This window comes from Enterobacter sp. 342, from assembly GCF_036663495.1.
Taxonomy (GTDB): domain Bacteria; phylum Pseudomonadota; class Gammaproteobacteria; order Enterobacterales; family Enterobacteriaceae; genus Enterobacter.
Genome location: NZ_JAWUEI010000014.1, coordinates 1 through 22,805, shown reverse-complemented (window position 1 = coordinate 22,805; position 22,805 = coordinate 1). Strand labels below are relative to the sequence as shown.

Genomic DNA, 22,805 nt, shown 5'->3' with positions numbered 1-22,805 from the left:
TCATGAGTGTGATAGCGCAGGCAGGGGCGAAGGGTCGTCAACTGCACAAGTTTGGTGGTAGTAGTCTTGCTGATGTGAAATGTTATCTGCGTGTCGCAGGGATCATGACAGAGTATTCGCAGCCGGGGGACATGATGGTTGTCTCTGCGGCGGGCAGCACCACCAACCAGTTGATTAGCTGGCTGAAATTGAGCCAGACCGATCGCCTTTCTGCGCATCAGGTGCAACAGTCCTTACGTCGTTATCAGAGCGAGCTGATTGCCGGCTTGCTGCCTGCAGACGTAGCAGACGGGCTGATCAGTGCCTTCACCCATGACCTTGAGCGTCTGGCTGCCCTGCTGGACAGCGGCATTACCGATGCGGTGTATGCCGAAGTGGTCGGTCACGGGGAAGTGTGGTCTGCTCGCCTGATGGCTGCTGTTTTGCAACATCTCGGCGTTGAAGCCGCCTGGCTCGACGCACGTGACTTCCTGCGCGCTGAACGTGCTGCACAGCCCCAGGTCGACGAAGGATTGTCTTACCCGTTACTGCAACAGCTGCTGGTGCAGCATCCGGGCAAACGTATTGTCGTCACCGGCTTTATCAGCCGCAGCAACGCGGGCGAAACTGTACTGTTGGGGCGTAACGGCTCCGACTACTCTGCAACGCAAATTGGGGCTCTGGCGGGCGTGTCCCGTGTCACCATCTGGAGTGACGTGGCCGGTGTTTACAGTGCCGACCCGCGCAAAGTGAAAGATGCCTGTTTACTGCCGCTGCTGCGTCTCGACGAAGCCAGCGAACTGGCACGTCTGGCGGCGCCGGTACTGCACGCGCGCACGCTGCAGCCAGTTTCCGGCAGCGATATTGACCTGCAACTGCGCTGCAGTTACACCCCGGATCAAGGTTCTACTCGTATTGAGCGCGTGCTGGCGTCCGGTACCGGTGCTCGTATCGTTACCAGCCATGACGACATCTGCCTGATTGAGTTCCAGGTTCCAGCAGGACAGGATTTCAAACTGGCACATAAAGACATCGACCTGGTGTTAAAGCGTGCTCAGGTGCGTCCGCTGGCTGTTGGCGTGCACAACGACCGCCAGCTGCTGCAGTTCTGTTACACCGCTGAAGTGGCGGACAGCGCGCTGAAAATTCTGGATGAAGCGGGCTTGCCGGGCGAACTTCGTCTGCGTCAGGGGCTGGCGCTGGTGGCGATGGTTGGGGCGGGTGTCACCCGTAACCCTCTGCACTGCCACCGTTTCTGGCAGCAGCTGAAAGGCCAGCCGGTTGAGTTTACCTGGCAGTCCGAAGAGGGCATCAGCCTGGTCGCCGTGCTGCGTAAAGGGCCTACCGAGAGCCTCATTCAGGGTCTGCATACCTCTCTGTTCCGCGCGGAAAAACGCATCGGCCTGGTGCTGTTCGGTAAAGGCAACATCGGTTCCCGCTGGCTGGAGCTGTTCGCCCGCGAGCAAGTGACTCTCTCTGCACGTACCGGGTTTGAATTTATTCTCGCAGGCGTGGTGGACAGCCGTCGCAGCCTGTTGAATTACGAAGGGCTGGACGCCAGCCGTGCGCTTGCTTTCTTTAATGATGAAGCTGTCGAGCAGGATGAAGAGTCGCTGTTCCTGTGGATGCGTGCGCACCCGTATGATGATCTGGTGGTGCTGGACGTCACTGCCAGCGAACAGCTTGCCGATCAGTATCTTGATTTCGCCAGCCATGGGTTCCACGTCATTAGCGCCAATAAGCTGGCGGGGGCAAGCAGCACCGATAAATACCGTCAGATCCACGACGCGTTTGAAAAAACAGGGCGTCACTGGCTCTATAACGCCACCGTGGGCGCGGGCCTGCCGGTTAACCACACCGTGCGTGACCTGATTGAAAGCGGCGATAGCATTCTGGCGCTGAGCGGTATCTTCTCCGGCACGCTCTCCTGGCTGTTCCTGCAGTTTGACGGCACCGTACCGTTCACCGACCTGGTAGATCAGGCATGGCAACAGGGTTTAACCGAGCCCGATCCGCGTGTTGACCTCTCCGGTAAAGACGTAATGCGTAAGCTGGTGATCCTGGCGCGTGAAGCCGGTTACGACATCGAACCGGATTCGGTACGCGTCGAATCACTGGTGCCTGCTGGCTGTGAAGAAGGTTCTGTAGATCATTTCTTTGAAAATGGTGAAGAGCTTAACGAACAGATGGTACAGCGTCTGGAAGCGGCGAACGAGATGGGACTGGTACTACGCTATGTGGCGCGTTTTGAGGCCAACGGTAAAGCGCGTGTGGGCGTTGAGGCGGTGCGTCCTGAACATCCGCTGGCAGCACTGCTGCCGTGCGATAACGTCTTCGCAATAGAAAGCCGCTGGTATCGTGATAACCCACTGGTGATCCGTGGACCGGGTGCGGGGCGCGATGTGACCGCTGGCGCAATTCAGTCCGACATCAACCGTCTGGCTAAGCTGCTGTAATACCTAAAGTTCCCTCTCTCACCGGGAGAGGGAATTACCCTCATCATGAATTTTCCTCATATTCCCTGAGCAAACCTCACCTTTATTGTTGATTATTTCTGTTGACGTCCCTCCGCTTTTCCGTCATTTTTACATCTGGACGTCTAAACGTATAGAAGTTCACAACACAACAAACAACGACACGCGAAAGATAGAGGTACGGTATGAGCTTTTTTCACGCCAACCAGCGGGAAGCCCTGAATCAGAGCCTGGCCGAAGTAAACGGCCAGATTAACGTCTCTTTTGAATTTTTCCCGCCGCGCACCAGTGAAATGGAGCAAACCCTGTGGAGCTCTATCGATCGTCTCAGCAGCCTGAAACCGAAGTTTGTCTCTGTAACCTACGGTGCAAACTCCGGCGAGCGTGACCGTACGCACAGCATCATTAAAGGCATTAAAGATCGTACCGGTCTGGAAGCGGCCCCACATCTCACCTGCATCGACGCAACCCGTGAAGAATTGCGTGCTATCGCCCAGGATTACTGGAACAACGGCATTCGTCATATTGTTGCCCTGCGCGGTGACCTGCCGCCGGGTAGCGGTAAGCCGGAAATGTATGCTGCCGACCTGGTCGTGCTGCTGAAAGACGTGGCCGATTTTGATATCTCCGTTGCTGCTTATCCTGAAGTTCACCCGGAAGCGAAAAGCGCCCAGGCCGATCTGCTTAACCTGAAGCGTAAAGTGGAGGCGGGTGCAAACCGCGCGATTACCCAGTTCTTCTTTGATGTGGAAAGTTACCTGCGCTTCCGCGACCGTTGTGTTTCAGCGGGCATCGACGTTGAAATTATCCCGGGTATTCTGCCGGTCTCTAACTTCAAACAGGCGAAGAAATTTGCTGACATGACGAATGTGCGTATTCCGCTTTGGATGTCTAAAATGTACGAAGGGCTGGACGATGACCCGGAAACACGCAAGCTGGTGGGCGCAAATATCGCGATGGACATGGTGAAGATTTTAAGTCGTGAAGGGGTGAAGGATTTCCACTTCTACACGCTGAACCGTGCGGAGATGAGTTACGCCATATGCCACACGCTCGGTGTTAGACCAGGCGTGTAACAAAAAAGCCCTCTTCGGAGGGTTTTTTGATTTATAAGGGTTTTATTTTCCTGTCATATCGGCAATTCTGCCAAAGACGTACAAAAGTCATAAATTTTCAAAGTGTAATTAAACGGAATTAACTATCGAATCTGTGGGTTATCCCAACTGTACCTTATCAATAAGGGCGTATATCGTAACGGTAACACTGTAAAAGGGAGCATAGCGATGAGCACGTCAGACGATACCAATAAAGTCGGCAAATGCCCGTTCCATCAGGGCGGTCACGATCAGAGCGCGGGGGCAGGTACCAGCAGCCGTGACTGGTGGCCAAAACAACTCCGTGTCGACCTTCTTAACCAACATTCCAACCGTTCGAACCCTCTGGGTGAAGACTTCGACTACCGCAAAGAATTCAGCAAACTTGATTATTCCGCGCTTAAAGGCGACCTCAAAGCACTTTTAACCGACTCTCAACCGTGGTGGCCAGCCGACTGGGGCAGCTATGCCGGTCTGTTTATTCGTATGGCCTGGCACGGTGCAGGCACCTATCGCTCCGTTGACGGGCGCGGTGGCGCAGGACGCGGTCAACAGCGCTTTGCGCCGCTGAACTCCTGGCCTGATAACGTCAGCCTGGATAAAGCACGTCGCCTGCTGTGGCCAATTAAGCAAAAATACGGGCAAAAAATCTCCTGGGCTGACCTGTTTATCCTTGCAGGTAACGTGGCGCTGGAAAACTCGGGCTTCCGCACCTTTGGTTTTGGTGCCGGGCGTGAAGACGTCTGGGAACCGGATATGGACGTTAACTGGGGCGATGAAACGACCTGGCTGAAGCACCGCGATCCGGAAGAGCTGGCGAAGCGTCCACTGGCCGCAACCGAAATGGGCCTGATTTACGTTAACCCGGAAGGGCCAAATGCCAGCGGCGAACCGCTGTCAGCGGCAGCGGCGATCCGCGCCACTTTCGGTAACATGGGTATGGATGACGAGGAGACCGTCGCGTTGATTGCGGGGGGGCATACTCTCGGTAAAACCCACGGCGCAGGTGAAGCGACCCATGTAGGTGCTGATCCGGAAGCCGCACCGATTGAGGCGCAGGGTCTTGGCTGGCATAGCACGCACGGCTCTGGCGTTGGCGAAGATGCCATTACCTCTGGTTTGGAAGTCATCTGGTCACAAACCCCGACCCAGTGGAGCAACTATTTCTTCGAGAACCTGTTCAAATATGAGTGGGTGCAGACACGTAGCCCGGCGGGTGCCATTCAGTTTGAAGCCGTAAATGCGCCGGACATTATGCCTGATCCGTTCGACCCGTCGAAAAAACGCAAACCAACCATGCTGGTCACCGACCTGACGCTGCGTTTTGACCCGGAATTCGAGAAAATTTCCCGTCGTTTCCTGAACGATCCGCAGGCCTTCAACGAAGCCTTCGCACGTGCATGGTTCAAACTGACCCACCGTGATATGGGGCCAAAAGCGCGGTACATTGGTCCGGAAGTGCCGAAAGAAGATCTGATTTGGCAGGATCCGCTGCCACAGGCGGTGTTCAACCCTTCGAAAGAAGATATTGAAAGTCTGAAAGCGGAAATTGCGGCATCGGGTCTCTCCGTAAGCGAACTGGTTTCTGTTGCCTGGGCGTCTGCTTCAACCTTCCGCGGCGGCGATAAGCGTGGCGGTGCGAACGGCGCACGTCTGGCGCTGGCACCTCAGCGTGACTGGGATGTGAACGCCGCAGCGGTTCGTGCACTTCCTGCTCTGGAAGCTATTCAGCGCACCACCAACAAAGCTTCCCTGGCAGATATCATTGTGCTGGCGGGTGTAGTGGGTGTTGAGCAGGCTGCGAAAGCGGCAGGCGTTTACGTCACCGTACCGTTCACGCCGGGCCGTGTGGATGCTCGTCAGGATCAAACGGATATCGAGATGTTTAACCTGCTCGAACCTATTGCCGATGGCTTCCGCAACTACCGTGCACAGGTTAATGCCTCGACCACGGAATCACTGCTGATTGATAAGGCCCAGCAGCTGACGTTGACCGCGCCTGAGTTGACGGTGTTGATCGGCGGCCTGCGCGTACTGGGGGCAAACTTTGATGGCGGCAAGAATGGCGTGTTCACTGACCGTGAGGGCGTGCTGAGTAATGACTTCTTCGTCAATCTGCTGGATATGAATACCCAGTGGAAAGCGACCGATGAGTCAAACGAACTCTTTGCCGGTAGCGACCGCACCAGCGGTGAAGTGAAATATACTGCGACCCGCGCTGACCTGGTCTTCGGCTCTAATGCCGTCCTGCGCGCGCTGGCAGAAGTTTATGCGAGCAGCGATGCCAGCGAGAAGTTTGTCCGTGACTTCGTTGCAGCATGGGCGAAAGTGATGGATTTGGATCGTTTCGACCTGCAGTAATAAAAATCCCCGCTTCGGCGGGGATTTTTTTAACACCATGTGGGCTGCGACTATTCCCATTCCTGTAAGAAGCGCTATATCAAAACTGGATTTGTATGTGGCGATTTATCACCTGTTTTCGGGTGAACTAACCTGCGATGTTCTGATGAATTTTAAGGATAAAAATCCATGAAAGTTAGCGATAAAGCACTGCTGGAGTCCGGCTTCAGTCATACAGAACTCCAGAGAATTAAAAGAAATGTAGAGAATTTCGGGGGAACTCTTGATGAAGTAATTCAGGATTTAGCAAAACGATTTAATGTAGCTAAGTGGATAACTATTGTTGCTTCCGTAATCCTGATTTTAGCATCTGTTTTTTCGACAAAAAATAACACACTCTCTCTGGCTTTTTCGTTGATTGTAGGATTACCTTTTATCTGGTATTTGACTTCCGCCAAACTCGCATTTAAAGCCTGGCGGTATAAACAGTATGCTTCCAGGATTGAGGGCGATCAGTGATTGTCATCAGATCAAAAATAACTTTAGCCTTCACTCCGTATCCAACTATTTTCATAGTTAGTTTTGGTCGACTTAATGTACTGACTTTTCTGTAATAATCGACCGGTATATAGCGAAATAGTCTCCATGTTCCAGGCTTCCAGATTGATCATCGTGTCAGCCCACTGACGACGACTCTGACCGGGAAAGAGAGCAATATCCATTACATCTTCCATTGCTCCTTCAGTGACGATCTCCAGACGAGGAAAATCGACCTGAAAGGCAAGTTCGGGTGCAGAGGAGGCTGGATTTGCAAAATGCACCTGACGTAGCGACAACGTGCCGTTTATCAGGTCAGTCAGGATGTGGGGGATATCATGGTGCATGATGTGAATACCGAGGTATTGCCCGGCAAGCGCAGCGCTGCCGGGCATAAAGCATTAGCCGGTGTTACGCATACCTGCCGCAACGCCTGCAATCGTCACCATCAGCGCCTGTTCAACGCGTGGATCCGGCTCTTTACCTTCTTCTTCCGCCAGACGCGAGCGGTGCAACAATTCTGCCTGCAGGACGTTCAACGGGTCGGTATAGATGTTACGCAGCTGAATAGACTCGGCAATCCACGGCAGGTCTGCCATGAGGTGTGAGTCGTTGGCGATATCCAGCACCACTTTGATGTCGCCTTCCAGCAGCTCGCGCAGCTCTTTACCCAATGCCCACAGCTCAGGTTTCACCAGACGCTGATCGTAGTATTCCGCCAGCCACAGGTCAGCTTTCGAGAAGACCATCTCCAGCATACCCAGACGGGTTGAGAAGAATGGCCAGTCGCGACACATAGCTTCCAGCTCGCTCTGTTTGCCATCTTCTACCACTTTCTGCAGCGCGGCACCGGCACCCAGCCAGGCTGGCAGCATTAAACGGTTCTGCGTCCAGGCGAAGATCCACGGGATAGCACGCAGAGATTCTACGCCACCGGTTGGGCGACGCTTAGCAGGACGTGAGCCCAGCGGCAGTTTACCCAGCTCCTGCTCAGGCGTCGCTGAACGGAAGTAAGGTACGAAGTCTTTGTTTTCACGCACGTAGCCACGGTACAGATCGCAGGAGATATCTGACAGCTCGTCCATAATATGACACCAGGACGCTTTTGGCTCCGGCGGTGGCAGCAGGTTCGCTTCCAGAATCGCGCTGGTATAAAGCGACAGACTGCTGACGGTCACTTCTGGCAGGCCGTACTTGAAGCGGATCATCTCGCCCTGTTCGGTTACGCGCAGACCGCCTTTCAGACTTCCCGGTGGTTGTGACAGCAGTGCGGCATGAGCCGGTGCACCGCCACGGCCAATCGAACCACCACGCCCGTGGAACAGGGTCAGTTCAATACCGGCTTTCTCGCAGGTTTTAATCAGAGCATCTTGCGCCTGGTACTGGGCCCAGGATGCCGCCATCACACCCGCATCTTTTGCGGAGTCGGAATAGCCAATCATGACCATCTGTTTGCCCTGAATAAAGCCACGATACCAGTCGATGTTCAGCAACTGGGTCATGACATCATTGGCATTGTTCAGGTCATCGAGGGTTTCAAACAGCGGCGCGACCGGCAGGGCGTAGTCGATACCCGCTTCTTTCAGCAGGAGATGAACGGCCAGCACGTCGGATGGCGTTTTCGCCATGGAGATCACATAGGCCGCCACCGATCCTTTCGGCGCATCAACGATCGCTTTGCAGGTGTTGAGTACTTCGCGGGTGTCGTTGCTTGGCTCCCAGTTGCGAGGCAGCAGAGGACGTTTGGAGTTCAGTTCGCGGATCAGGAAGGCCTGCTTGTCGGCTTCGGACCAGCTTTCATAATCGCCGATGCCGAGATAGCGGGTCAGTTCACCCAGGGCTTCAGTATGACGGGTGCTCTCCTGACGCACATCGATACGCACCAGCGGCACGCCAAAACACTTCACGCGGCGCAGGGTGTCAAGCAACTCACCGTTGGCGATGATGCCCATCCCACAGGCCTGCAGAGATTTATAACAGGCGTACAGAGGTTCCCAGAGCTGTTCGTTCTGGCTCAGAAGACCTTCTGGTTTTGGCAGACGCTGGCCTTTAAGACGTGCTTCCAGCCAGGCCTGAGTAGCCATCAGCTGACTGCGCAGTTTTTTCATCAGGAAACGATACGGCTCGCTGGCACCTTCTTCACCAGCCAGCTCGCGCAGCTCCGGTGTTGCTTCAACCATCGACAGTTCGGAAATCAGCACCTGAATGTCTTTCAGGAACAGGTCGGTGGCCTTCCAGCGGCTCAGCAGCAGGACATGACGGGTGATCTCTGCGGTAACGTTCGGGTTGCCATCGCGGTCGCCGCCCATCCAGGAGGTGAAGCGCACTGGCACAAAATCCACCGGCAGGCGGTAGCCCAGGTTCTCTTCCAGCTGTTCGTTCAGTTCGCGCAGGTAGTTCGGAACCCCTTCCCACAGGCTGTTTTCTACCACCGCAAAGCCCCATTTGGCTTCGTCAACCGGGCTTGGGCGATGCTTACGAATTTCATCGGTGTGCCAGGATTGGGCAATCAGCTGGCGCAGGCGGCGCATCAGCTGGTTGCGTTCGTAGTCAGCGATGTCTTTGTTATCCAACTGCTTCAGGCAGTTGTTCACTTCCACCATTTTGTGGATCAGGGTACGACGGGTGATTTCGGTTGGGTGAGCAGTCAGTACCAGCTCCAGCGAAAGGGACTCCACCGCTTTTTTGATGGTGTCTTCGTTGAGGCCTGGCTGATCTTTAAGTTTACGAAGCGTACGGGCAATGACTTCCGGGTTGCTGGCAGCTTCACCATTTGGCGAAATGCTGTGGTATTGCTCAGCGGTATTTGCCAGGTTCAGGAACTGGCTGAATGCGCGTGCAACGGGTAACAGCTCATCGTTAGAGAGGTTCTGCAACGTGGTTAGCAGCTCCTGACGATTGGCCTCATTACCTGCACGAGAAGATTTCGATAGCTTGCGGATGGTTTCAACGCGGTCGAGGATGTTCTCCCCCAACGCATCTTTGATGGTATCTCCAAGCACTTTGCCGAGCATACTGACATTACTACGCAACGCGGAATATTGTTCGTTCATAAAAACCCAGTCACCCCATCATTTTTGTTTATGCCCAGTCGAAAATCTTCTGAACATTATTTTGTCATCTCCCTTTATAAAGCCACGTAAAACCCCCGTCGTCAATTGCTGCGAAAACGGTTCAGCAAACGAATAAATGTGGGCAATTTACGAAATTTAATTCGCTTCGCATCAGATAAGTGATGCTTATGGGAATGTGACAGAGATCGCGAGATTTTCCCCTCTCAGATGAGAGGGGAAGCGTCATTAATGCCAGCAGAAGTGATGAACAACCTGGGTAATCAATTCGCGGGTTGGTTTGATAAAGCGGGTTTCCAGATACTCATCCGGCTGGTGGGCCTGGTTGATGGAGCCAGGACCAAGGACCAGCGTCGGGCAGAGCGTTTGAATAAACGGTGCTTCGGTGCAGTAGTTCACCACATCGGTTTTCTCGCCGAGAAGTTTTTCCACCACTTCGACCAACTGGTGATCCGGCGGGCACTCGTAGCCTGGGATTGGTGGATGTAGCTCGGAAACTGTCAGGCGACCAGGCCAGCGTTCACTCACCGGTGCCAGGGCTTCTGTCAGCAACCCGTTCAGATCGCTCAGCGTCATGCCTGGCAGCGGGCGGATATCCATATGCAGCTCGCAGCAGGCGCAGATACGGTTCGAGGCATCGCCGCCGTGCAGGCTGCCGAGGTTCAGCGTCGGGTAAGGAACAGTGAACGAATCATGGTGATAGCGCTCTTTCAGGGAATCACGCAGCTGCATGATGTGGCCGATGGCATCATGCATCAGCTCAATGGCGTTCACGCCGCGCGCCGGATCGCTGGAGTGCCCGGACTGGCCCAGCACACGTACCGCCGTCGAGATATGGCCTTTGTGCGCACGAATCGGTTGCAGAGATGTTGGTTCGCCGATAATGGCGCAATCCGGGCGAATCGCCGTATTTTCTGAGAAGTAGCGTGCGCCTGCCATGCTGGTTTCTTCATCGGCAGTCGCCAGAATGTAGAGTGGTTTCTTCAGTTTTGTCACGTCGACGTCACGCAGCGCGTCGAGGATAAAGGCAAAGAAGCCTTTCATATCGGCAGTGCCCAGACCGTAAAGTTTGTTGTCGTGCTCGGTCAGGGTGAAGGGATCGCGGGTCCAGCGGCCATCGTCAAATGGCACGGTATCGGTATGTCCGGCCAGCAACAAGCCGCCTGCGCCGGTTCCGGTGCTGGCGAGCAGGTTAAATTTATGGCGTGTACCGGGGACAGGCTGAACCTCAACGTTAAACCCAAGATCGCTAAACCAACCCGCCAGCAGATTGATTAAAGACTCATTGCTCTGATCCAATGCTTCTTCGGTTGCACTGATGGACGGTGTGGCGATCAGGGCGCGGTAGATCTCGATAAATGGCGGTAAGTTCATTTTCATTGTTGACACACCTTAGGTCGTGATAGTATCAATATTCATGCAATAAATGTGAATAAAAATACATTAACGTTGAGCATAAAGGAACCCGATGTTGAATACGCTGATTGTAGGCGCTAGCGGTTATGCGGGCGCAGAGCTTGTAAGCTACGTGAATCGCCATCCACATATGACCATAACCGCTTTGACCGTGTCAGCGCAAAGCAATGATGCAGGAAAGTTAATTTCTGATTTGCATCCGCAACTTAAGGGCATTGTTGATCTGCCGTTGCAGCCAATGTCTGACATCAGTGAGTTCACCGACGGTGTCGACGTGGTGTTTTTGGCCACTGCGCACGAAGTCAGCCACGACCTGGCACCGCAATTTCTGGCGGCCGGTTGTGTGGTGTTCGACCTCTCTGGCGCGTTTCGTGTTAACGATGGCGCGTTCTATGAAAAATATTACGGTTTCACCCATCAGCACCCGGATCTGCTTGAAAAAGCGGTATACGGCCTGGCGGAGTGGAGCGCAGACAAACTGAAAGAAGCGGATCTGATTGCTGTACCGGGTTGCTACCCGACGGCGGCGCAGCTTTCACTTAAGCCATTGATCGACGCAGGTTTGCTGGATCTGAATCAGTGGCCGGTGATCAACGCCACCAGTGGCGTGAGCGGTGCCGGGCGCAAGGCCGCTATCTCCAACAGTTTCTGCGAAGTGAGCCTTCAGCCGTATGGCGTGTTTAACCACCGTCATCACCCTGAAATTACCACCCATCTGGGCGCGGAGGTGATTTTCACCCCGCACCTGGGCAGCTTCCCGCGTGGGATCCTCGAAACCATTACCTGCCGCCTGAAACCGGGTGTGACCAAAGAACAGGTGAACGAGGTATTTACTCAGGCATACGCGGATAAACCACTGGTGCGTTTGTACGATAAAGGCGTGCCGGCGCTGAAAAACGTGGTCGGTCTGCCGTTCTGCGATATCGGCTTTGCTGTGCAGGGCGAACACCTGATTGTGGTCGCCGCAGAAGATAACTTACTCAAAGGCGCTGCCGCTCAGGCCATGCAGTGCGCAAATATTCGTTTCGGCTTCCCTGAAACGCAGTCTCTTATTTAAGGTGTGATGATGAACCCATTAATTATCAAACTCGGTGGTGTACTGCTGGACAGCGAAGAAGCGCTGGAGCGTCTTTTTACCGCGCTGGTTAACTATCGCGAATCTCACCAACGTCCGCTGGTGATTGTTCACGGTGGCGGTTGCGTGGTGGATGAGCTGATGAAAGGACTCAATCTGCCGGTGAAAAAGAAAAATGGTCTGCGCGTCACGCCTGCCGATCAGATTGACATCATCACCGGTGCGCTAGCGGGGACGGCGAACAAAACGCTACTGGCATGGGCGAAGAAACACCATATTGCTTCCGTAGGCCTCTACCTGGGCGATGGCGATAGCGTAAAAGTGACTCAGCTCGATGAAGAGCTCGGCCATGTTGGACTGGCACAGCCAGGTTCGCCCAAGCTGATTAACACACTGCTGGATGGTGGTTTCCTGCCGGTGGTCAGTTCTATCGGTGTCACCGAAGAGGGTGAGCTGATGAACGTGAATGCGGACCAGGCGGCAACGGCACTGGCGGCAACGCTGGGCGCAGACCTGATCCTGCTTTCCGACGTGAGCGGTATTCTGGACGGCAAAGGTCAGCGCATTGCGGAAATGACGGCGGCGAAAGCCGAGCAGCTGATTGCGCAGGGCATTATTACCGACGGCATGATCGTCAAAGTGAACGCTGCACTGGATGCCGCGCGCACGCTCGGTCGCCCGGTAGATATCGCGTCCTGGCGTCACGCGGAGCAACTCCCGGCGCTGTTTAACGGCACGCCGATTGGCACGCGTATTTTAGCGTAAGTTTTTATTGAATGACCGTAGGCCGGGTAAGCGCAGCGCCACCCGGCGGAACTAACGAATAAAGGAACGATGTTATGGCACTTTGGGGTGGGCGTTTTACACAGGCAGCGGATCAGCGGTTCAAACAGTTCAACGACTCTTTGCGCTTCGACTACCGCCTGGCCGAACAGGATATTGTCGGCTCTGTGGCCTGGTCCAAAGCGCTGGTGACAGTTGGCGTACTGACCGCAGAGGAACAGCAGCAGCTGGAAGAGGCACTGAATAATCTGCTGGAAGAAGTGCGCCTGAACCCGGAGCAAATCCTCCAGAGCGACGCCGAAGATATTCACAGTTGGGTGGAAGGGAAGCTCATCGACAAAGTTGGCCAACTGGGTAAGAAGCTGCATACCGGCCGTAGCCGTAACGACCAGGTCGCAACTGATCTGAAGCTGTGGTGTAAAGATACCGTTGGCGAACTGCTGGCGGCAAACCGTCAGTTACAGAGTGCGCTGGTGGAAACCGCGCAGAACAACCAGGACGCGGTCATGCCGGGTTACACCCACCTGCAACGTGCCCAGCCAGTGACGTTTGCTCACTGGTGCCTGGCCTATGTTGAGATGCTGGCGCGTGATGAAAGCCGTCTTCAGGATACCCTGAAACGTCTGGACGTCAGCCCGCTGGGCAGCGGCGCGCTGGCCGGTACGGCTTACGAAATTGACCGTGAACAGCTGGCAGGCTGGCTGGGCTTTGCCTCTGCCACCCGTAACAGCCTGGACAGCGTGTCTGACCGTGACCATGTGCTGGAACTGCTCTCAAATGCTTCAATCGGCATGGTCCACCTGTCGCGTTTCGCAGAAGACCTGATCTTCTTCAACTCCGGTGAGGCCGGGTTTGTCGAGTTGTCTGACCGTGTGACTTCAGGTTCTTCCCTGATGCCGCAGAAGAAAAACCCGGATGCGCTGGAGCTTATCCGCGGTAAGTGTGGCCGTGTTCAGGGCGCACTGACTGGCATGATGATGACCCTGAAAGGGCTGCCGCTGGCGTATAACAAAGATATGCAGGAAGACAAAGAAGGGCTGTTCGACGCGCTCGACACCTGGCTGGACTGCCTGCACATGGGCGCACTGGTGCTGGATGGTATTCAGGTGAAACGCCCGCGTTGCCAGGAAGCGGCGCAGCAGGGGTATGCAAACTCCACTGAGCTGGCGGATTACCTCGTCGCGAAAGGCGTACCGTTCCGTGAAGCGCACCATATTGTTGGCGAAGCGGTAGTGGAAGCGATTCGCCAGGGTAAACCGCTGGAAGACCTGGCGCTTGCCGAGCTGCAGAAGTTCAGCGCGGTTATCGGGGATGATGTTTATCCGATTCTGGCGTTGCAGTCTTGCCTGGATAAGCGTGCGGCGAAAGGCGGCGTGTCACCTAAGCAGGTCGCGCAGGCGATTGCGGATGCGAAAAACCGGTTAGTTTAAACTGTGCGGGCGGGTGCCCTCACCCACGGCCCTCTCCCACAGGGAGAGGGAGAAAAACGGAGCCTGGCTTAACGCCAGGCTTTTTTACGCAAAAAAAAAGCGGACCACGGGGTCCGCAAAAGTTCACGTTGGCTTTAGTTGTTCGAGTTTTGAGAGAAACTCGCTGACGGAGCGGGGACGTCAAGGGTCAAACACGTACCGCCTCGTCTATGTGGTGTATTATTCAACAGAATGCTTGATAGGGATAATCGTTCGTTGCTATGCTATCTATCGCCATGAACTATCGTGGCGACGGAGGATGAATAATGAATATTCGTGATCTTGAATACCTGGTAGCGTTAGCCGAGCACCGTCATTTTCGCCGCGCGGCAGATTCCTGCCACGTCAGCCAGCCTACGCTGAGCGGTCAGATCCGCAAGCTGGAGGATGAGCTGGGGGTGATGCTGCTGGAGCGCACCAGTCGTAAGGTACTGTTCACCCAGGCCGGTCTGCTGCTGGTTGATCAGGCGCGCACTGTGCTGCGCGAGGTCAAAGTGCTCAAGGAAATGGCAAGCCAGCAGGGGGAAACAATGTCCGGCCCACTGCATATTGGCCTGATCCCAACCGTTGGCCCGTACCTGTTGCCGCACATCATTCCGATGCTGCACCAGACGTTCCCGAAACTTGAAATGTACCTGCATGAAGCGCAGACCCATCAACTGCTGGCGCAGTTAGATAGCGGCAAACTCGACTGCGCCATTCTGGCGCTGGTGAAAGAGAGTGAAGCCTTTATTGAGGTGCCGCTGTTTGACGAGCCGATGATGCTGGCGATCTATCAAGATCACCCGTGGGCGAACCGCGATCGTGTGCCGATGGCCGATCTGGCCGGCGAAAAACTGCTGATGCTGGAAGATGGCCACTGTCTGCGCGATCAGGCGATGGGTTTTTGCTTTGAAGCGGGTGCTGATGAAGATACCCATTTCCGCGCAACCAGCCTGGAAACGCTGCGTAATATGGTGGCTGCGGGAAGTGGTATTACACTGCTGCCTGCGCTGGCCGTACCGCGAGAACGCACGCGAGATGGCGTGGTGTACCTGCCGTGCATTAAGCCAGAGCCACGCCGTACGATTGGCCTGGTTTATCGCCCTGGTTCGCCGCTGCGCAGCCGCTATGAGCAGCTGGCAGAGGCCATCCGGAGTTCAATGGATGGCCACTTTGACAGCGCGTTAAAACAGGCGGTTCAGACCGTTTAGTGCCGCTACCCGATAGGCTTCTGCCATGGTCGGGTAGTTAAAGGTGGTGTTAACGAAGTACTCGATGGTGTTACCACCCCCTTTTTGCTCCATTATCGCCTGGCCGATATGAATGATTTCCGCCGCGCGTTCACCAAAGCAGTGAATACCGAGGATCTCTTTCGTCTCGCGATGGAACAAAATCTTCAGCGTTCCCACACTCATCCCCACGATTTGCGCGCGCGCCAGATGTTTAAACTGCGCACGACCCACCTCGTAAGGCACTTTCATGGCCGTCAGTTGCTGTTCGGTTTTCCCGACTGAGCTAATTTCCGGGATGGTGTAAATCCCTGTCGGAATATCTTCAATCAGATGCGCCGTTGCTTCGCCTTTCACCAGCGCCTGAGCCGCAATGCGTCCCTGGTCGTAGGCTGCTGACGCGAGACTTGGATAGCCAATAACATCACCGACTGCATAAACGTGCGGCAGGGCGGTCTGGTACATACTGTTGACCTTCAACTGACCACGGCTGTCGGTTTCCAGACCAATGTTTTCCAGCGCCAGTGAATCGGTGTTACCGGTACGGCCGTTGGCATACAGCAGGCAGTCGGCTTTGAGCTTCTTGCCAGATTTCAGGTGCATGATCACACCGTCATCGCAGCCTTCGATTTTCTCATACTCTTCGTTGTGGCGAATGACGACACCACTGTTCCAGAAGTGATATGAGAGGGAATCTGACATCTCCTGGTCGAGGAAAGCCAGCAGGCGATCGCGGGTGTTGATCAGGTCAACTTTGACCTCCATGCCCCGGAAGATCGACGCATATTCACAGCCAATCACCCCTGCGCCGTAGATAATCACGTGGCGTGGTTCGTGGTGCAGGCTGAGGATGGAGTCGCTGTCATAAATACGTGGGTGCGAGAAGTCGACGTCGGCCGGATGGTACGGGCGCGAGCCGCAAGCAATAACGAATTTTTCAGCGGTAATGGTTTCAACCGAACCGTCGTGGCATTCGAGTGCCAGGGTGTGCTCATCAACAAAATGCGCGTTGCCCTGCAAAATTTCACAGTGGTTACGCTCATAAAACCCCTGACGCATACGTGTCTGCTGGTTAATGACGGTATCCGCATGATTCAGGATGTCGGCAAATGATGAACGAAGAAGTCGGGAGTGGTCGCTGTAGAGAGGGTTCTGGTTAAATTCAATAATGCGGCTAACGGCGTGGCGAAGGGCTTTCGAAGGGATGGTGCCCCAGTGGGTGCAACCGCCGCCAACATTATGGTAGCGCTCAATGACCGCTACTCTGGCTCCCTGTTTCACCAGACCCATAGCAGCACCTTCGCCGCCGGGGCCGGAACCAATAACTATTGCGTCGTAATCGTAGGAATGTGGCATGGCAAGGCTTACCTGTTCTTATACATAAAAGCAACAGAATCATAACATCATTGCCAGAGTAACCCAATTATCGTTGTGCTTTTTTCGGGCAGTGGAGCACAAACCGCGCGTAAACAATCATTCACAAAGCCAGGCAAACAGATTAATTTTATTCTCTGGTATAGTGCCATTAGGCCTTTGGAAGGATTCAACTATCGTGATGGGCGTAAGAGCACAACAAAAAGAGAAAACCCGGCGTTCGCTGGTGGAAGCCGCATTCAGTCAACTGAGTGCCGAGCGTAGTTTTGCCAGTTTGAGCCTGCGTGAAGTTGCGCGCGAGGCCGGGATTGCGCCAACGTCCTTCTATCGTCACTTCCGTGATGTGGATGAACTGGGTCTGACCATGGTCGACGAAAGTGGTCTAATGCTTCGCCAGCTCATGCGCCAGGCGCGTCAGCGTATCGCAAAAGGTGGCAGCGTGATCCGCACCTCCGTGTCGACCTTTATGGAATTTATCGGCAATAACCCCAACGCGTTTCGTCTGCTTCTGCGCGAGCGTTCCGGAACCTCTGCGGCGTTTCGTGCTGCCGTCGCGCGTGAAATTCAGCATTTCATCGCGGAACTTGCCGACTATCTTGAACTCGAAAACCATATGCCGCGTGCGTTTACTGAAGCACAGGCTGAGGCGATGGTGACGATTGTGTTCAGCGCGGGTGCCGAAGCGCTGGATATAAGCATTGAACAACGCAAGCAGCTCGAAGAGCGACTGGTATTACAGCTGCGCATGATTTCTAAAGGTGCGTACTACTGGTATCGCCGTGAACAAGAGAAACTGGCACATCAAACCGAAGAGTGAAGGTGAGTAATGAAACAGTCAGGTCAGGATAAAGGGACGCTGTTGCTGGCATTGATCGCTGGCTTATCCATTAATGGTACGTTTGCCGCTATTTTTAGCTCAATCGTGCCCTTTTCGATTTTCCCGCTAATTGCACTGGTGCTGACGGTTTACTGTCTGCATCAACGTTACCTGAACCGCACTATGCCGGTCGGGTTACCGGGGTTGGCTGCCGCCTGCTTTATTCTGGGTGTGTTGCTGTATAGCACGGTAGTGCGTGCCGAGTATCCGGATATCGGCTCTAACTTCTTCCCTGCGGTACTGTCTGTGGCGCTGGTGTTCTGGATTGGCTCGCGCATGCGTAGCCGTAAGAGCCAGTTACCAGAGTAATAGGTTTTGTCATTGTAGGCCGGATAAGCGAAGCGCCATCCGGCTTTTTTGGCAGGTGGCACTTCGCTTACCTGCCCTACAAGGCCCACATTACTTTGCCGTGAGCAGTACACCGCACTCCATATGGTGCGTATACGGGAATTGATCGAACAGCGCCAGACGTTCAACCTTGTGCGTCTGGCCTAATGTTTCGAGGTTCTTGCACAGCGTCTCCGGATTACAGGAGATGTACAAAATACGCGAGTACGCCTGCACCATCTTCTCGGTTTCGCTGTCCAGGCCACTGCGCGGCGGATCGACAAAAATCGTCTCACACTGGTAACTCTTCAGGTCGATACCCTGTAATCGATTGAACTCACGTACGCCGTTCATCGCCTGCGTAAACTCTTCTGCGGCCATACGAATGATCTGCACGTTGTCGATATGATTGGCCGCGATGTTGTACTGTGCAGCCGCAACCGATGGTTTGGCGATTTCTGTGGCCAGCACGCGTTCGAAATTTCGCGCCAGCGCCAGCGAGAAGTTGCCGTTACCGCAGTACAGCTCAAGCAGATCGCCCGTCGACCCTTCCGTCGCCTTCAGCGCCCATTCCAGCATCTGCACGTTCATCGCAGCGTTCGGCTGGGTGAAGCTGTTCTCGACCTGACGATACACCATCTCTTTACCTGCCACCGGCAGACGCTCGTCGATGTAATCCTGATCCAGCATGATTTTGGTTTTGGTGGCACGGCCAATCAGATGAACATTGATGTTCTGCGCGCGCAGTGCATCGCGCAGGGCTTCTGCCTGCTCACGCCACTCGTCATTCAGCGCTTTGTGATAAAGCAGAGAGACAATCGCCTGGTTACTTTGGGTAGTCAGGTAGTCAATCTGGAACAGCTTATTGCGCAGCACAGGGTTGGTGCGCACACCGTCCATAATGAGGGTCATGAGCTGGTTAATCAGCTCGCTTGCCGCCGGAAAACTGTCTACGCGGATACGGGATTTTGTCTGCTGATCAAAAATGATGTGGTACAGGTCGTCACCGTCGTGCCAGATGCGGAATTCAGCGCGCATGCGGTAGTGGCTGACAGGAGAGCGGAACACCTCGGGAACGGGCGCGTTGAAAGGCGTCATCATACTTTGCAGGCGGACAACTTTCTCTGCCAGCTGCGCGTCGTACTGTTCTGTCGGGAGGTGTTCTGGGGTCATGATGCGTCCTGAGTGATAAAGAATTACGCGGGGATTGTAGGCATTGTTCAGGGGATGTCCAGATTTAATGGCTAATAGCTATCTGGACATCTATACGTGTCTAATTGTAGCATTCTGTTTCCGGTCTCCTGAGAGTGAAAAGGGAATCCAGTGTAAATCTGGAGCTGACGCGCAGCGGTAAAGACTGGCGGGATGAGAGTTGTAGACACTGTGAAAATGGGAAGTCTTCATCCTTATAAAGCCACCTAGCCCGAAGACCTGCCGGGATCACGTCGCATTTGGTTTCATTATCGCGTGCTATAGATGAGGCCTGCGGCATCCTTCTTATATTGTGGATGCTTTAACAATGATTAAAAAAGTATCGCTGCTGACGGCGTTGTCCGTCACGGCATTTTCGGGCTGGGCGCAGGATAGCGAAGACTCGTTGGTGGTGACTGCAAACCGTTTTGAACAACCGGCAAAAACCGTTCTGGCTCCGACATCTGTTGTGACGCGTGAAGATATTGAACGCTGGCAGGCAAAGAGTGTGGTGGAAATCATGTCACGTCTGCCTGGCGTGGATATCGCGCAAAGCGGTGGAATGGGCACGAACTCTTCGACTTTTATTCGCGGAACTGAATCTCGCCATGTGCTGGTGCTGATTGACGGTATTCCTTTGAATAACGCCGGGATCAGCAACGTTCCTGACCTGAGCCAGATCCCGACTTCCCTGATTCAGCGCATTGAATACATTCGTGGCCCACGTTCGGCCCTGTATGGCTCCGACGCGATTGGCGGTGTGATCAACATCATTACCGGGCGCGATAAACCGGGCGCGGAAATATCTGCGGGTGTGGGGTCTAAGGGTTACCAAACCTATGATGGCTCTTTCCAGCAGGTTCTTGATAAAACCAAAATCACCATGGCGGGTAACTACACCTATACCCGTGGTTTTGATATTGCTGCGAACGATGTCCCGCGCCAGCCGGATCGTGATGGCTTTATGAGTAAGTCGTTATACGGCTCTGTGGAACAGCAGATCACCGATAGCGTGAGCGGCTTCTTCCGTGGTTTTGGTTATGACAACCGCACGGCGTATGACGGTTACGATACTTACAATGATGATTACACGGCGATACTCGGCACCCCGGACACGCGTCAACTGTATAGCCAGAACTGGGATACCGGTCTGCGCTTTAGCCAGGGAATTTATCAATCTCAACTGGTGGCAGGCTATGGTCGCAGCAAAGACCTGAACTATGATCCGAGCAAAGGTCGCTATGCAGCCTCTTCCAGCATGGATGATGTGAAGCAATACACCGCTCAGTGGATGAACAATGTGGCCGTCGGTCACGGTAATATCGGAGCAGGTCTGGACTGGCAGAAACAGAAAGCCCAGCCGGGGACGGCATCTCTGAAGAAAGGCTACGAGCAGCACAATACGGGTGTTTTCCTCTCCGGTATGCAGCAGTTTGATAGCGTGACGCTGGAAGCCGCCGCCCGTAATGATGACAACTCGAACTTCGGCAACCACAGCACCTGGCAAACCAGCGCGGCCTGGGAGTTTATCGAAGGATATCGCTTCATTGCCTCCTACGGTACGGCCTATAAAGCGCCAACCATGAGCCAGATCCACAGTACGAAGTACGGCAACCCGGATCTTAAACCTGAAGAGAGCAAGCAGTGGGAAGGCGGATTTGAAGGCTTAACCGGCCCGGTGAGCTGGCGTGTTAGCGCTTACCGTAACGATGTCGATAATCTGATTGGTTACGATCAGATGAACCGTCCTTACAACGTGGACAAAGCGCGTATCGAAGGGGTTGAAGCCACCGCTCAGTTTGATACCGGTCCGGTAAGCCATCAGGTCTCTTATGACTATGTTGATCCGCGCAATGCAAACACCAATGAAGTGCTCAAGCGTCGCTCTAAACAGCAGGTGAAATATCAGCTCGACTGGCAAACCTGGGATATTGACTGGGATCTTGCATATCGTTATCTGGGCACCCGCTACGACGATGACTTCAGCGGTTACCCTTCTCGCGAAGTGAAAATGGGCGGTGTGAGCCTGTGGGATATCGCAGTTTCATATCCTGTCACCTCTCACCTCACAGTTCGTGGTAAAATAGCCAATCTGTTCGATAAAGATTACGAGACAGTTTATGGCTACCAAACTGCAGGACGGGAATACACCTTGTCTGGCAGCTACACCTTCTGATCCGCGTCCCACTGTGCTGGTGTTTGATTCCGGCGTTGGTGGGCTTTCGGTCTATGATGAGATTCGGCATCTCCTGCCGAATCTCCATTACATCTACGCTTTTGATAACGTCGCTTTTCCGTACGGGGAAAAAAGCGAAGAGTTTATTGTTGAGCGTGTGGTTGAAATTGTCACCGCGGTACAAAAGCGTTACCCCCTTGCGCTGGCGGTCATCGCCTGCAATACGGCGAGTACGGTTTCCCTTCCTGCCTTGCGTGAAAAATTCCAGTTCCCGGTTGTGGGTGTCGTTCCTGCAATAAAGCCAGCCGCGCGTCTGACGGCGAACGGTATCGTTGGTTTGCTGGCAACACGTGGCACGGTGAAGCGTCCTTATACGCGTGAACTGATCGAACGCTTTGCTAATGAATGCCAGATTGCAATGCTCGGATCGGCGGAGCTTGTGGAAATGGCTGAAGCGAAGTTGCATGGACACGCTGTTTCGCTGGAAGAGCTGCGCCGCATTTTGCGCCCCTGGTTGCGGATGCCGGAGCCGCCAGACACCGTTGTTCTGGGATGTACCCATTTCCCTCTTTTACAGGAAGAGCTTCTGGCTGTTCTGCCAGAGGGGACTCGTCTGGTGGATTCCGGTGCGGCTATTGCGCGTCGTACCGCCTGGTTGCTGGAACATGAAGCGCCAGATGCAAAATCTACCGATGCAAATATCGCTTTTTGTATGGCGATAACAAAAGAAACTGAACAACTTTTACCCGTTTTACATCGTTACGGCTTTGAAACGCTCGAAAAACTGGCGTTGTAACACGGTTTTGAGCAAAAAAGAGGCGGTTGAGAGTTTTTTTTTAAAGAGGGGTTGTCAACGTCTGAGAACTCCCTATAATGCGCCTCCACTGACACGGAACAACGGCACACACGCCGCCGGGTCAGCAGAGAAAAGCAAAATAAACGCTTGACTCTGTAGCGGGAAAGCGTAATATGCACACCCCGCGCCGCAGCGAAAACGAAGCGGCACTGCTCTTTAACAATTTATCAGACAATCTGTGTGGGCACTCAAAGTGACATGGATTCTTAACGTCCCCGGACGATAAATGAATACCAAGTCTCAACGAGTGAACACGTAATTCATTACGAAGTTTAATTCATTGAGCATCAAACTTTTAAATTGAAGAGTTTGATCATGGCTCAGATTGAACGCTGGCGGCAGGCCTAACACATGCAAGTCGAGCGGTAGCACAGAGAGCTTGCTCTCGGGTGACGAGCGGCGGACGGGTGAGTAATGTCTGGGAAACTGCCTGATGGAGGGGGATAACTACTGGAAACGGTAGCTAATACCGCATAACGTCGCAAGACCAAAGAGGGGGACCTTCGGGCCTCTTGCCATCAGATGTGCCCAGATGGGATTAGCTAGTAGGTGGGG

The 22,805-nt window shown here is 54.1% G+C and carries 17 protein-coding genes, 1 rRNA gene, 1 pseudogene and 1 riboswitch; of the genes and pseudogenes, 13 read left to right on the top strand and 6 right to left on the bottom strand.

What is annotated here, in order from left to right; all coding sequences use genetic code 11:
* Positions 1–2: 2 nt before the first annotated feature.
* From V6E55_RS13060 to V6E55_RS13045, 4 genes are all read left to right on the top strand, one after another.
* Positions 3–2,435, top strand: a complete 2,433-nt coding sequence (locus tag V6E55_RS13060; RefSeq protein ID WP_114980094.1) for a bifunctional aspartate kinase/homoserine dehydrogenase II — start codon at positions 3–5, stop codon at positions 2,433–2,435.
* Between the two features lie 203 nt (positions 2,436–2,638).
* On the top strand, positions 2,639–3,529 hold the full coding sequence (metF, locus tag V6E55_RS13055) for a methylenetetrahydrofolate reductase (protein WP_316943012.1): 891 nt from the start codon (positions 2,639–2,641) through the stop codon (positions 3,527–3,529).
* 207 nt (positions 3,530–3,736) lie between these two features.
* Entirely contained in the window at positions 3,737–5,908 is a 2,172-nt protein-coding gene (gene katG, locus V6E55_RS13050) for a catalase/peroxidase HPI (RefSeq protein WP_236920284.1), read from the top strand.
* A 168-nt stretch (positions 5,909–6,076) separates the two neighbouring features.
* Entirely contained in the window at positions 6,077–6,406 is a 330-nt protein-coding gene (locus tag V6E55_RS13045) for a hypothetical protein (protein ID WP_316943011.1), read from the top strand.
* Here the strand turns inward: V6E55_RS13045 and V6E55_RS13040 are convergent.
* The 4 genes and pseudogenes from V6E55_RS13040 to argE form a co-directional block, all read right to left on the bottom strand.
* Positions 6,354–6,515: a hypothetical protein gene (locus V6E55_RS13040; protein WP_332637252.1), complete on the bottom strand. Its 162-nt coding sequence runs from the start codon at positions 6,513–6,515 to the stop codon at positions 6,354–6,356. The two genes, V6E55_RS13045 and V6E55_RS13040, sit on opposite strands and share 53 nt — an antisense overlap.
* 94 nt (positions 6,516–6,609) lie before the next feature.
* A pseudogene (locus V6E55_RS13035) lies at positions 6,610–6,771 on the bottom strand (AraC family transcriptional regulator); the annotation flags it as partial.
* Between the two features lie 54 nt (positions 6,772–6,825).
* Positions 6,826–9,477, bottom strand: a complete 2,652-nt coding sequence (ppc, locus tag V6E55_RS13030) for a phosphoenolpyruvate carboxylase (protein WP_114980083.1) — start codon at positions 9,475–9,477, stop codon at positions 6,826–6,828.
* A gap of 246 nt (positions 9,478–9,723) precedes the next feature.
* Complete coding sequence (gene argE, locus V6E55_RS13025) at positions 9,724–10,875, bottom strand: acetylornithine deacetylase (RefSeq protein ID WP_114980082.1); 1,152 nt, start codon at positions 10,873–10,875, stop codon at positions 9,724–9,726.
* 88 nt (positions 10,876–10,963) lie between these two features.
* On the opposite strand from argE, the gene argC reads away from it, so the two are divergent.
* The 4 genes from argC (at position 10,964) to oxyR (ending at position 15,431) form a co-directional block, all read left to right on the top strand.
* A complete protein-coding gene (gene argC, locus V6E55_RS13020) occupies positions 10,964–11,968 on the top strand; it encodes an N-acetyl-gamma-glutamyl-phosphate reductase (RefSeq protein ID WP_316943009.1) in 1,005 nt (334 codons plus the stop codon).
* A 6-nt stretch (positions 11,969–11,974) separates the two neighbouring features.
* The gene (gene argB, locus V6E55_RS13015; protein ID WP_108091191.1) at positions 11,975–12,751 is read left to right on the top strand and encodes an acetylglutamate kinase; all 777 of its coding nucleotides are present in this window, start codon (positions 11,975–11,977) and stop codon (positions 12,749–12,751) included.
* 74 nt (positions 12,752–12,825) lie between these two features.
* Complete coding sequence (gene argH / locus V6E55_RS13010; RefSeq protein ID WP_028018091.1) at positions 12,826–14,199, top strand: argininosuccinate lyase; 1,374 nt, start codon at positions 12,826–12,828, stop codon at positions 14,197–14,199.
* A 305-nt stretch (positions 14,200–14,504) separates the two neighbouring features.
* The gene (oxyR, locus tag V6E55_RS13005) at positions 14,505–15,431 is read left to right on the top strand and encodes a DNA-binding transcriptional regulator OxyR (protein ID WP_028018090.1); all 927 of its coding nucleotides are present in this window, start codon (positions 14,505–14,507) and stop codon (positions 15,429–15,431) included.
* Here oxyR and sthA read toward each other — a convergent pair.
* Positions 15,405–16,805, bottom strand: a complete 1,401-nt coding sequence (gene sthA / locus V6E55_RS13000; RefSeq protein ID WP_028018089.1) for a Si-specific NAD(P)(+) transhydrogenase — start codon at positions 16,803–16,805, stop codon at positions 15,405–15,407. The genes oxyR and sthA overlap by 27 nt on opposite strands.
* Positions 16,806–17,001: 196 nt before the next feature.
* Between sthA and fabR the strand changes: the two genes are divergently transcribed.
* Together fabR and V6E55_RS12990 are read left to right on the top strand one after the other, a co-directional pair.
* Complete coding sequence (fabR, locus tag V6E55_RS12995) at positions 17,002–17,640, top strand: HTH-type transcriptional repressor FabR (protein WP_028018088.1); 639 nt, start codon at positions 17,002–17,004, stop codon at positions 17,638–17,640.
* A 9-nt stretch (positions 17,641–17,649) separates the two neighbouring features.
* Entirely contained in the window at positions 17,650–18,009 is a 360-nt protein-coding gene (locus V6E55_RS12990; protein ID WP_008501783.1) for a YijD family membrane protein, read from the top strand.
* 90 nt (positions 18,010–18,099) lie between these two features.
* Here the strand turns inward: V6E55_RS12990 and trmA are convergent, their stop codons facing one another.
* The gene (gene trmA, locus V6E55_RS12985; protein ID WP_316943007.1) at positions 18,100–19,200 is read right to left on the bottom strand and encodes a tRNA (uridine(54)-C5)-methyltransferase TrmA; all 1,101 of its coding nucleotides are present in this window, start codon (positions 19,198–19,200) and stop codon (positions 18,100–18,102) included.
* Positions 19,201–19,304: 104 nt separating this feature from the next.
* Positions 19,305–19,480: riboswitch (cobalamin riboswitch) on the top strand.
* Between the two features lie 66 nt (positions 19,481–19,546).
* Here trmA and btuB point away from each other — a divergent pair.
* The 3 genes from btuB to V6E55_RS12970 form a co-directional block, all read left to right on the top strand.
* Entirely contained in the window at positions 19,547–21,394 is a 1,848-nt protein-coding gene (gene btuB / locus V6E55_RS12980) for a TonB-dependent vitamin B12 receptor BtuB (protein WP_114980076.1), read from the top strand.
* Positions 21,339–22,190, top strand: a complete 852-nt coding sequence (gene murI, locus V6E55_RS12975) for a glutamate racemase (RefSeq protein ID WP_114980075.1) — start codon at positions 21,339–21,341, stop codon at positions 22,188–22,190. Before btuB ends, murI begins: the two co-directional genes overlap by 56 nt.
* A gap of 357 nt (positions 22,191–22,547) precedes the next feature.
* Positions 22,548–22,805 (top strand): 16S ribosomal RNA (locus V6E55_RS12970); the annotation flags it as partial.